The sequence below is a fragment of the Acidovorax sp. YS12 genome (genome assembly GCA_021496925.1).
Lineage (GTDB): Bacteria > Pseudomonadota > Gammaproteobacteria > Burkholderiales > Burkholderiaceae_C > Paenacidovorax.
Genome location: CP053915.1, coordinates 723,101 through 734,227, shown reverse-complemented (window position 1 = coordinate 734,227; position 11,127 = coordinate 723,101). Strand labels below are relative to the sequence as shown.

The 11,127-nt window shown below is 67.1% G+C and carries 14 protein-coding genes; 3 read left to right on the top strand and 11 right to left on the bottom strand.

Translation table 11 applies throughout. The annotated features are described in order from the left end of the window. Position 1: 1 nt before the first annotated feature. On the bottom strand, positions 2-1,084 hold the full coding sequence (locus tag YS110_03535) for an efflux RND transporter periplasmic adaptor subunit (GenBank protein UJB63904.1): 1,083 nt from the start codon (positions 1,082-1,084) through the stop codon (positions 2-4). 87 nt (positions 1,085-1,171) lie between these two features. On the opposite strand from YS110_03535, the gene YS110_03530 reads away from it, so the two are divergent. Further along, positions 1,172-1,522: a helix-turn-helix transcriptional regulator gene (locus YS110_03530; protein ID UJB63903.1), complete on the top strand. Its 351-nt coding sequence runs from the start codon at positions 1,172-1,174 to the stop codon at positions 1,520-1,522. Here YS110_03530 and YS110_03525 read toward each other — a convergent pair. Next, entirely contained in the window at positions 1,519-1,917 is a 399-nt protein-coding gene (locus YS110_03525) for a hypothetical protein (protein ID UJB63902.1), read from the bottom strand. The two genes, YS110_03530 and YS110_03525, sit on opposite strands and share 4 nt — an antisense overlap. 101 nt (positions 1,918-2,018) lie before the next feature. Between YS110_03525 and YS110_03520 the strand changes: the two genes are divergently transcribed. Next, a complete protein-coding gene (locus tag YS110_03520) occupies positions 2,019-2,930 on the top strand; it encodes a hypothetical protein (GenBank protein UJB63901.1) in 912 nt (303 codons plus the stop codon). A 105-nt stretch (positions 2,931-3,035) separates the two neighbouring features. Then, on the top strand, positions 3,036-3,821 hold the full coding sequence (locus YS110_03515; protein UJB63900.1) for an SDR family oxidoreductase: 786 nt from the start codon (positions 3,036-3,038) through the stop codon (positions 3,819-3,821). Positions 3,822-3,881: 60 nt separating this feature from the next. On the opposite strand, the gene YS110_03510 is transcribed toward YS110_03515, so the two are convergent. The 9 genes from YS110_03510 to YS110_03470 form a co-directional block, all read right to left on the bottom strand. Continuing rightward, positions 3,882-4,340 (bottom strand): MaoC family dehydratase, encoded by a 459-nt coding sequence (locus YS110_03510; protein UJB63899.1) that lies wholly within the window; start codon positions 4,338-4,340, stop codon positions 3,882-3,884. A gap of 26 nt (positions 4,341-4,366) precedes the next feature. Next, positions 4,367-5,614 carry an MFS transporter gene (locus YS110_03505; protein UJB63898.1) on the bottom strand — a complete coding sequence of 416 codons (1,248 nt, stop codon included), beginning with the start codon at positions 5,612-5,614 and terminating at the stop codon, positions 4,367-4,369. Then, on the bottom strand, positions 5,598-6,068 hold the full coding sequence (locus tag YS110_03500) for a winged helix-turn-helix transcriptional regulator (protein UJB63897.1): 471 nt from the start codon (positions 6,066-6,068) through the stop codon (positions 5,598-5,600). Before YS110_03500 ends, YS110_03505 begins: the two co-directional genes overlap by 17 nt. A gap of 90 nt (positions 6,069-6,158) precedes the next feature. Then, the gene (locus YS110_03495; GenBank protein UJB63896.1) at positions 6,159-7,235 is read right to left on the bottom strand and encodes an amidohydrolase; all 1,077 of its coding nucleotides are present in this window, start codon (positions 7,233-7,235) and stop codon (positions 6,159-6,161) included. Between the two features lie 116 nt (positions 7,236-7,351). Continuing rightward, positions 7,352-7,678: an SCP2 sterol-binding domain-containing protein gene (locus YS110_03490; protein UJB63895.1), complete on the bottom strand. Its 327-nt coding sequence runs from the start codon at positions 7,676-7,678 to the stop codon at positions 7,352-7,354. A 39-nt stretch (positions 7,679-7,717) separates the two neighbouring features. Then, on the bottom strand, positions 7,718-8,473 hold the full coding sequence (locus YS110_03485) for an acetoacetate decarboxylase family protein (protein ID UJB63894.1): 756 nt from the start codon (positions 8,471-8,473) through the stop codon (positions 7,718-7,720). A gap of 30 nt (positions 8,474-8,503) precedes the next feature. After that, positions 8,504-8,863, bottom strand: a complete 360-nt coding sequence (locus YS110_03480) for a hypothetical protein (GenBank protein ID UJB63893.1) — start codon at positions 8,861-8,863, stop codon at positions 8,504-8,506. Between the two features lie 25 nt (positions 8,864-8,888). Next, positions 8,889-9,809, bottom strand: a complete 921-nt coding sequence (locus tag YS110_03475; GenBank protein UJB63892.1) for an SDR family NAD(P)-dependent oxidoreductase — start codon at positions 9,807-9,809, stop codon at positions 8,889-8,891. A 22-nt stretch (positions 9,810-9,831) separates the two neighbouring features. Further along, positions 9,832-11,106, bottom strand: coding sequence for an acyl-CoA/acyl-ACP dehydrogenase (locus tag YS110_03470; protein ID UJB63891.1), 1,275 nt, complete (start codon positions 11,104-11,106; stop codon positions 9,832-9,834). Positions 11,107-11,127 lie beyond the last annotated feature (21 nt).

Sequence of the window (11,127 nt, the reverse complement as noted above, 5' to 3'; positions counted from 1 at the left end):
GTCAACGCACCTGTGCGGCGGCCTGGGGGTCGAGGGCCACGCGCTCGCCGTCGCGCAGGCCGCTGAGCACTTCGATCTGCGGCGCGGCACCCTCGGCCGCGGGCAGCGTGCGGCCCAGGCGCACCTGGCGCAGGCGCGGGTGGTTCTGGGCATCGAGCACGTAGACGCCGGTCATCTCGGCGCGGCGCACCACGGCGCTGGCGGGAACGGCGGGCAGCGCCGCCGCCATGCCCGCGCCCGGCAGCCACAGGCGCGCGAACATGCCCGGCACCGCACCCTCCAGCCCCGCGGGCAGGTCGGCGCGCAACTGCATGGTGTGCGTGGCGCTGTCCACCGTAGGCAGGCGCTGGATCTGGCGCGCTTCGATGGCGATGCGCCCCGTGCCCGGCAGCTCGATGGCGGCCTGGCCGGCCGTGCCCAGGTTCTGCGCCAGCGCCTGCACCAGCGCCTGCGGCGCGGTGGCGGTAATGCGCAGGGCGCGCGGGTCGTACATGCGCACCAGGGGACGCCCAGGCGCCGCCATGTCGCCCAGCGCCACAGGCACTTCGCTCACCACCCCGGCGTAGGGCGCGCGCACCACGTAGAAGCCCGATTGGGCCGAAGCCGCCTGGGCCTGGGCCTGGGCCGCGCGCACCTGGGCCTGCGCCGCGTCGTATTGCGCCTGCGCACGCTCCAGGCCCGCCTGGCTGATGTACTGCTTGGCAAAAAGCTGGCGCTGGCGCGCGAGTTCCTTTTCCGCGATCCGGGCATGGGTGCGCGCGGCCTCGGCCTGGGCCACGCTGGCGGCGGTGTTCTGCTGCGCGGCCTGGGCGTCCAGGTGCACCAGCGCCTGTCCGGCCTGCACGCGGTCGCCCACGCGCACCAGCAGTTGCACCACGGCCCCCGGAACCTGGGAGGCCACGGTGGTGTCGCGCACGGCTTCGACCACGGCATCGGCGCTGGCCCACGCGGCATGGGCAGGCGCTTGCACGCGTACGGCGGCGATGTCAGCCGCGAAAGCCAGGCCGGAGCCAGCCAGCAGGGCCGTGGCCAGCGCCAGGCCAGTCCTGGAGAGGAAGCGGGGAGGGGGCGGGGCGTAGTGCATTTATTGATTATTTAACCAATTGATTGAATAGTCAACCGACACTACAATCCATGCAGCCGATCAGGCCATTTCCGAAGGATTCCCCCTATGAAAGACTTGCCGCCCGAAGCACTGGAGCAGGTCGCGGCCTATTTCCAGGCCTTGTCCGAACCCACGCGCCTGCGCATCCTGAACCTGCTGCGCAACGGCGAGCACAACGTGAGCGACCTGGCGCAGCAGTGCGGCTACACGGTGGCAAACGTGTCCAAGCACCTGTCCTTGCTCACCAAGCATGGCCTGGTGGCGCGCGAAGGGCGGGGCACCAGCGTGTACTACCGCATCGAGGACGCATCGGTGTATGCGCTGTGCGATCTGGTGTGCGGCAGCCTGGCCCGCCAATTTGACCGCGAGGCCCAGCAGCGCGCACTGTTCAGCGCACCCGAGAAAGCCCGGAGCTAGGCGAAAAGCCCGTCTTCGTCGAGCAGCGCGTACACGATGTCCGGATGCTGCTCCATGCTCTTCTTGATGGCGGCGGGAATGGCCTGGCGCGTCTTGCGGCACAGCCCTGGCTGAGGGTGCACCAGGACGGTGATGCCCCGCAGCGTGCGCACCTCCACCGCGCTGGCATGGACGCTGATCCGTATGCCAAGCTGCTCGAACATGCGCCTTTGCATATGGCGCAGATCCTGTAGACTGGCCAGATTCTCAAGGCGCTGCAACAGGCGCTTTTCTTCTTCCCTCGTGAGCCACAGAACCCGCAGATCGGCATCATGCGCATGCACCAGCGCCTCGCGCTCGCATACGCATGCGCCCGGAGGGCATTCGGTACGGACAGGGAAGGGCGTGGACGGCATGGGATGGGCGTGGACGGCATGGGATGGGCGTGTGCGCCGCATTGTAGGCAGGCGCTTTTCCCCCGATGCCGGCGTGACCGCCACTTGCACAGCCTCCTTCGATGATCGTCCGCCCCCGTCCCAACTGGCTGCGCATGCTGTTCGTCGTGCGCGGCTCTGTCCTGCCCGGCATTCTTCCGCAACTGGGCGCCGCCACGCTGTTCGCCATCCTGGTCACGGTGCTGCACGGCAGGGTGCTCGACTGGAAGGTGCAGCTCAACTTCGTCCCGTTTTCCCTGATCGGGCTGACGCTGGCCATCTTCCTGGGCTTTCGCAACAGCACCAGCTATGCGCGCTACTGGGAAGCACGCACCCTGTGGGGAACGCTGCTGAATGAAACCCGCTCCCTGGTCCGGCAGGCGCTGACGCTGACGGACACGCCGGAAAAGGCCCGCGAATTCGCTCTGTGCCTGGCCGCGTTCGTGCATGCGCTGCGCCACCAGTTGCGCGGCACCGACCCCAGGGAGGACATGCGGCGCCTGTTGCCCCCAGAGGTGTGTGCCCAGATCGCGGCGGCGCGCTACAAGCCTGCGGTCTTGCTGCTGCTCGCCGGCCGCTGGATCAGCGAGCGGCGGCGCGAAGGAAGCCTGGCGCCCGTGCTGGTGCCGGCCATGGAGGTGCCGCTGAACCGGCTGAGCGAGGCATTGGGAGGGTGCGAACGCATTGCATCGACACCGATTCCCTTCACCTACGTCGTGCTGATCCACCGGACCATTTATTTCTATTGCCTGTTGCTGCCGTTCGGCCTGGTCGATGCCATCGGCGTCATGACACCGGTGATCGTGGCCTTCATCACCTACACATTCTTCGCACTCGAAGCCATCGGCTCGGAGATCGAAGAGCCATTCGGCACGGCCCCGAATGACCTGGCGCTGCATGCCATGTCGGACATGATTGAGGCGACCTTGCGTGAGATGCTGGGGGAGGCGCTGCCGCCCCAGGCAGCAGATCCGGACGTCATCGTCGTGGTGTAGTGCGGAGGGTGGCGGTACTGCGCCGTACAGTATATTTGTTATTTAACATAATATACATCGTATAAATTTAAGAAGCGGCACCACCAGCCGCTACCATCCTCGCCCATGAACACCCCCAAGCCATCCTCCATCCACTTCGGCCTGCAAGGCCGCGTCTGCATCGTCACCGGCGGCGCCCAGGGCATCGGCGAGGCCTGCGTGCGCCGCTTCGCGGCCGATGGCGCCAAACCCGTGATCGTGGACGTGGACGACGCACGCGGCCAGGCGCTGGCGCAGGAGCTGGGCGCGCTCTACGTGCGCTGCGACGTGGGCGACAAGCCGCAGGTGGACGCGCTGGTGGCCCAGGTGCTGGCGGCGCATGGGCGCATCGACGTACTGGTGAACAACGCGGGCATCTTCCGCGCGGCGGATTTCCTGGACGTGACCGAGGCGGACTTCGACGCCGTGCTGCGCGTCAACCTCAAGGGCGCGTTCCTCGCGGGCCAGGCCGTGGCGCGGGCCATGGTTGATGCGGGTGGCGGCGCCATCGTCAACATGAGCTCGGTCAACGGCGTGCTGGCCATTCCCAACATCGCCAGCTACAACGTGAGCAAGGGCGGTATCAACCAGCTCACGCGCGTGATGGCGCTGGCGCTGGCCGACCGCAACATCCGCGTGAACGGTGTCGCGCCCGGCACCATCGCCACCGAGCTGGCGGCCAAGGCGGTGCTGACCAGCGACGAGGCCAAGCACAAGATCATGAGCCGCACGCCCATGAAGCGCCTGGGCGAGCCCTCGGAGATTGCCGACGTGGTGGCCTGGCTGGCCAGCGACGCCGCGAGCTACGTGACCGGCGAGATCGTCACCGTGGACGGCGGGCGCATGACGCTGAACTACACGGTGCCGGTATGAAATCGATAGCTGCCAGCGCTTGCCTGGTAAGCGCTAGCGGCCTATTTCACCTATAAACCCTCAGCCGCCCTGCCCTGGCCTGCGCGGCACCACTACGCGCACGGTGGACACCTGCAGCACGTCGCCGTGCTGGTTGCGGGTTTCGCTGCGCACCGTGACCATGCCCCGGTCCGGCTTGGACTTGGAGGGCTGCACCTGCACCACCTCGCTCACCACGTGCAGCACGTCGGTGGCGCGCGTGGGCCGGGGCCAGCTCAGCTCGCCGCCCGCGCCGATGATGCCGCCCGCGATGGGCAGGCCGCTGGTCACCTGCAGCCGCATGGTGACGGCCGCCGTGTGCCAGCCGCTGGCGGCCAGCCCGCCGAACAGCGTGGCCTGGGCGGCCGCGTCGTCCAGGTGGAACGGCTGCGGATCGAACTGCGCGGCGAAGGCCTTGATCTGGCCTTCGTCCATGGCGTGCTCGCCGCTTTGGAACTGGTCGCCCACGGCGAGGTCGTCCAAGTACAGGGGGGTGGTCATGAAAGGCTCTCCTTGCGTTGTTGGTTTCAGGCGGCCGACGGCGCCGGCCGCACCGGCCGCGCCTCGCGGATGGGCAGGTTGACCAGCGCGGCGCCCGCAGCCAGCACGATGTCCGCGTACCAGACCCAGTCGTAGCTGCCCGTGGCCTGGAACACGCTGCCGCCCAGGTAGGCGCCGAAGAAGCCGCCGACCTGGTGCGCCAGCATCACGATGCCGAACAGCATGGCCATGTTGGCCGTGCCGAACATCTTGGCCACCAGCCCGGCCGTGGGGGGCACGGTGGAGAGAAAGGTCACGCCCATCACGGCGGAAAAGACCAGCACCACCGCCGCCGTCTTGGGCGCCAGCAGGAACACCAGCACCGCCAGCCCGCGCGTGGCGTACAGCAGCGCCAGCAGCGACTTCATGCGCCAGCGCCCCACGGCCCAGCCCATGAGCAGGCTGCCCGCGATGTTGAACAGTCCGATCACGGCCAGCGCCCAGCCGCCCACTTCGGGCGGCAGGCCGCAGGCGGCGATCACGCCAGGCAGGTGCGTGGCCAGGAAGGCCACGTGAAAGCCGCAGACCAGGAACCCCGCCGCCAGATAGCGGTAGCTGGGCGTGCGCAGGGCCTGGACGATGGCCTCGCGCGCGTTCAGCGCCTTCTGGCCCGACGCGGCGGCGGCCTGCGCGGCCAGCGCCCGCGAGTTGCCCCGCAGCACCCACGCCGCGGGCAGCGCCAGCAGCACCAGCACGCCCAGCCACTGCATGGCGCTGGCCCAGCCCACGGCGGCCGTCAGGCCGATGGCGATGGGCGCCATGGCGAACTGGCCGAAGGAGCCGCCCGCGTTGACCACGCCCGTGGCCAGCCCGCGCCGCTGCGCCGGCACCAGCCGCGCCGTGGCGGCCATCAGCACCGAGGGGCCGGCCATGCCCGCCCCGCCCGCCGCCAGCACGCCGATGGCGAAAATCAGTCCGGCCGTGCTGGTCATCAGCGGCGTGATGAAGGTGCCCAACGCCACCAGCAGCGCGCCGATGACAATCACGCGCCCCGTGCCGATGCGGTCCGCCACGGCCCCGGCGAAAGGCTGCGTCAGGCCCCACCAGAGCTGGCCGAACGCGAAGGCCAGGCTGATGCTGCCAATGCCCAGCGCCGTGGAGGTGTTGAGCGCCGACAGGAACAGGCCCATGGTCTGCCGCGTGCCCATGGTGAGCGCGAAGGCGCCCGCCGCCGCCAGCAGCACCAGCCACAGGGACAAGGTCGGGGCGCTGCGGGTATCAGGCGGCGTCGCCATGTTCCACCTCCTGCGCCGGGGCCAGCAGCGCCAGCGCGTCGTCCACCAGCGCGTGCAGGGCGTTCACGCGCTCCACGCCCAGGGCCTCGTTGAGCGACCGTTGCGCCACCTTCCAGCAATGCTGGGCCTCGGCGCGCTTGTCGCGGCCCGCATCGGTGATGTGCACCAGGCGGCTGCGCGCATCGGCGCCCGGCTCCAGCGTGACCCAGCCCGCGTCCACCAGGGGGCGCAGATTGCGCGTGAGCGTGGAGGCGTCCATCTTCATCGCCGCCGCCAGATCGCCCGGGCGGATCGGCCCGAGCTTGAGCACATGCGACAGCAGCGAATACTGCGTGGTCTTGAGCCCGCAGCGCGCCATCTCGGCGTCGTAGTGGTGGGCCACGCGGCGCATCAGCTGGCGCAGCTTGAAGTTGGTGCAGCCTTGCGGAAGCACCGGGGTGGTTTCGGCTTGCATGCGATTGATTGTATATGCAATAGTTGTACATACAAATTTAACGCGGATGCAGGCCATGCCGCGCGACGCCCGCGCAGCCATCGGCTGGGTTCAGCGGTTGCGGGTGCGGTCCGCCAGGGCAAGAATGGGCTGAAGCGCCATGCGCCCCAGCCGCGTGCGAAGGCTCGCCCGGCCGTGGGTGGGGGCTACGCCAAAGGAATCCGTGGGATCCGCGTGGCGCGGAAAGAGCGCCAGCGCATGGTTCCTGTTGATGCCCTGCCGGGTGGCGTCATCGATGAAGCTGATTTGCCCGAGCTGCTGGGTTTGCAGGGCCGTAACCGGCGCTGGTGCGAACGGGAAATCGCTGCCGAACAGGATGTGGGACGGATCCACCAGTTGCTGCAGCGCGGCCAGCGCGAAGGGGGAAGGAGACAGGGCCGTATCAAAGTAGTAGCGCCTGACGTAGTGCAGAAAGCCCTGCGGCGCCTTGCGCGCAAATTTGGGTATCACGTTCGACAAAGACAGGCGCCATGCGACGTAGGGCAGAAAGCCGCCTGCGTGGGCCAGGATCCATCGGATGCGGGGATAGCGCTCGATCTTGCCGTTGAGGATCAGGTTGGTGGCCGCACGGGTGGTATCGCACAGGAACTCGACGAAAAACTCCGGAATCGACAGTTTCAGCGTCTCGCTGGATGCATGGACATTGGGGTGCACGAAGACCGTGGCCTGCCGGCGGTTCAGTTCGTCCAGCAATTCGTCGAAGCGGTCATCCCCCAGGAAATAGCCCTCCGAACTGCCCAGCAGCGTCACGCCGTCCGCGCCCAGATGTTCCAGTGCATGGATCGCCTCCTTGCAGGCGAGGTCGGTGAACGGCAGGGGCAGCACGGCGAAATTGCCGAACCGGCCCGGATGCCGCCGCGCCATGTTCGCCGCGAACTCGTTGCAGGCACGTGCCAGGCTGACTGCCTTGTCCTTGTCGCCAAAGTAGACGCCAGGAGCAGACAGCGAGGTGATGGCGGTCTCGATGTCATTGATGTCCATTACGTCGAGGGAGTGCCGAGGTGTCCAGCCTGGCAGCGGGGCATTGGCCACGGCGTTGATGCCCAGTTCGTCCATGCGCTGCACGAGCGCCGGCGGAATGATGTGGTGGTGGACGTCGATGCGCCGCGGTGTACGGATGTCGGTCATGTTTCATGCCTGTAGGATTGCGACGAACCTGCGCCACATGACCGACGCGCACCGGACAACGGGCATCGTCAATGTCAGCGGCACAGCGGCGTCCATGTCTTTTTCAGGCCCGGTATTCAAGCGCGCCCAAGCAGGATGTCGGTGTTGAACAAGGAGGGAATGCGCTGCGCGAACATGCGGTCCCCTTCTACCTTGAGCTTGCCGGACATGAAGGCGGCCATGCCCGACAGCTCTCCCTTGAACAGGGCGACGAGGTTGTCGTCCGAGATGGTGAAACGGACATCGAACTGGTCGGTCGCACCTTCGTGAACTTCGCACTTGCCGTGATCGAGCACCACGTAGCACGGGCGGGTGATGTTGTATTGCCAGGTCTTTTTGACGTTGGCTGCAGCGCTACCCCGCACGGCTGCGGGAAAGCGATTGATGATGTCGTTGACGCTCATGGCGTTGCTCCTGTTGTGAAAGGAAGGGAAATCAGCGGCTCAGCGCGTACGCAGCGGGAGCAGCTTGGATTGAAAGAACGGGCCCACGGGCCAGACGCGCAAAGGAGGCAGGGTGATGTTGCCGGTAAAGTCGCAGGTGCGGATCGACCCGTGCCGTGCCGGCCCCGTGACGTGGCCGATGGGGTCGAACTCCGAAGGCGAGAACGTGACCTTGATGTCGGGCATCTCGTTGGCGTGATGCACTGTTTCCTGAGGACGGAACGCCACCAGGTGGCCCGGGAAGAAGGTGAGCATGTGGCGCATGTTGATCCACCACTGCCCTGCTCCAGGCCGTGGGTTGGTCAGGGGCTTGCCGATCGTGCCCTCGATGCGGAAGACTTCCTGCCCGCGCCGGGTGGCCGAGCCGACAAAGCGCCCATCCTTTTCCTCAAACTCCATCTGGGCCATCTTTTTGGGGTATCCCAGCAGCTCGCGGCCATTGATGAGGTGCAGATCGTCGTCGACGAGCATCCAGGGGCAATGCAGCATCGGGAAGATGCCGAACAGCTTGACCTGGACCATCACCCCGACTTCGAGATAGGGCACTCCGAACGCGCAATGCGGATAGTGCGCCATGAACACGGTGGCCACCGGCTGCTTGGGGATGGTCAGCGGAAAAGGCACCCACTCCTTGACCACTTCGTATTCGAGGGGCACATCGGCGAACACCATGCGCGCGTTGGTCCACCACGGACCTTTTTGCAGTACGCCATAGCGACGCAATGCGCGCAGGCCTTTGGCAATGTTTGAAAACATAAGCGATTCCTATTGGATTACTGGATGGCGTCAAACCGCCGGGCGCTGGCAATCCGGCGACTTCGGATCCAACTTGAAGAACTCGGCCTGCATCGCCCGCAGCTTGAAATCATTGATACCCGCCAATGGGAAGGCCGCCAGGCGTTTCATCGTGAGATGACGGGCCAGGTTGATTTGGGGCGCATCGACCATTGCGGCGGCACCGAACTTGTCGATGAACAGCGCGCGCGTGCAGGGCGTGTCCAGCAGCCGGCCCAATGGGGTGGTGTCGACGCTGAAGCGCTCCCCGTCAGGCTCCCCCTGGGTGCCTGGCCAAAAGCCCAGCAGCCATCCGCCCGCGCCCACGGCCGCGGCCAGGACCAACACGGCGGCTATCCATTTCTTGCGCATTTCGTTCCCCTTTCCAGAAAGAAGGTCATTCAATGAAATCCACGCCGGTCGCCATGCTGTGGATGCGTGCGGAGTCCTGATCGATGCTGAAGGTGTCAGGATTTCGCTGGCTCGTGATCTGGTCCGCGCGCGCCCGAACGGCCGGGCTGATCAGCCCGGCGTGGGGGAGCACCCAGAACCGGCGCTGCGCGATGGCGCCAAATACCTGATTGGCCACGGCTTCCGGGGACAGGACATGCAAGGGCTCCTCGAAAGGAATGGGCGGCAGGCCCTCCGTGGGCGCCTCGTAGTGCTCGACGCCCGGCTGGTTCCGGTCGGCATACGCAATGCGGGTGTCCACGGTGGCCGGACAGAGCACGGAGATGCCCACGCCAGCCTTCACGGCCTGCAGTTCCCGGTAGATCGACTCGGACAGCCCCACCACGGCGTGCTTGGATGCCACATAGGGCGCGCCACCGGGCACCCCCATCAAACCAGCGGCCGACGCCGTGTTGACGATGTAGCCAGCATCGCGTTCGACCAAGCCCGGCAGGAAGGTCGTGATGCCATGGACGACGCCGCCCAGGTTGACACCGAGCATCCAGTCCCAGTCCTTGTCCTGGAGCACCCAGGACAGCCCCGCCTTCGCCACGCCCGCGTTGTTGACGACCAGCCAGGGGGCGCCCAGTTGCGCATGCACCGTCTGCGACAGCTGCCGCACGGACTCCAGCCGGGATACGTCGGTGATCACGCCGATGACCTGCCGCGCGCCCGCTTGCTTCACGCGCTCGACCGCGCGCTCGACGGCTCCAGCTTCGATATCGGCGATGGCAATCTTCATGCCTTCGCGGGCAGCGCGCAGCGCAAGTGCCAGGCCAATGCCGCTGCCCCCGCCCGTGACGACGGCAACCAGGCCACGGAGATCAGGCAGCACGCGCCGGCCCTCTGTATTTGAAGTCGTGTTCATCTCGTGTACTCCCATCGATCCGTCATTCATGGTGCTGGCGATACCACTTGCTCAGGTGCCCGGCTGCCACCAGGCCCAGCACATGGTTCTCTCCGTCTTCGATGGTGGCGGCGCGGGCGTCGCGGTACATCTTTTCGAGCGGGTATTCGCGCGTCAGCCCGTTGCCGCCGAACAGTTGCAGCGCTTCGCTGACGGCGGCCAGCGCGTGCTCGGTGACCGAGACCTTGGCCGTGATGGAGGCCAGCACGTGCGGCTGGCCCAGCACGTTGAAGTTGCACGCGCGCTGGGTGATGGCGCGGCAGAGCTCGACCTTCTCCCAGATCTTGTAGAGGCGCGCGCGCACCGACTGGTGCTCGATCAGCACCGCCCCGCCCTGGCGGCGCTGGTGCACGTAGGCCAGCGCCTCCTCGTAGGCGGCCCGCGCCAGCCCGGAGAACACGCAGGCCATTTCCATGTTGGCCAGGGTGAAGGCGCCGAAGAAGCTGCCGTTGAACGCGCCTTCGTCCGCCAGCACGTAGCGGCGCGGCACGCGCACCTCGTCGAAGAACACCTCGCCCTGCGGCAGCGAACGCTGCCCCATCTTGTCCAGCGGCCGGCCCTTCTTCACGCCCTTCTCGTCGAAGGAGATGAACAGCGCCACGCCGCGCATGAGGCCGTTGGCGTCGTACAGGCCGTCGCCATAGTCGGCCGGCACGTAGGCCAGCGCGCATTGCGCGATCGGCGCGCCGGATACCCAGGCCGAGCTCTGGCCGTTGAGGATGACCTCGTCGGCCGTCACGCGGGCGGTGAGGTTGGGCTTGCCGTGGCGGCGCCCGGGGAGGATCTCCTTGCCCTCGATGTCGGAGCAGTCCGAGCCGCGGTCCGGCTGCGTGCCCACCCAGCAGCCCGGGGCCGAGCCGAAGCGCTCGATCAGCTCGGCGTTGCCCGTCTGGTGCGCGGCGAAGCCGGCGAAGCCCGTGCTGCCCGCCAGGATGGCCAGGCCCGCATCGCCCCAGCCCAGGATGCCCTGGATCATGGGCAGCATGCGCGCCATCTGCTCCGGCGCCATCGTCACCAGGCCCTCCGGGCCGATGCCCATGTCCTTGAGCTGCTGCAGGAAGCCGTGGATGGGCGATTCGGGCGCGGCGGCCTCCTCGGGCGTCATGCGGTCGAGCTGCTGGCCCAGCGGGCGCATCACCTCCTGGGCAAACGCGGCGACGGCATCGACGATCATGCGTTCGTCGTCGGTAAGCGGGGTTTCCAGCCCGCCCAGCGGCAGCTCGGGCAGGGGAATGTGCGTGAAGTTGAATTTTTCCATGTGTTTTCTCTCGTGCTGGTT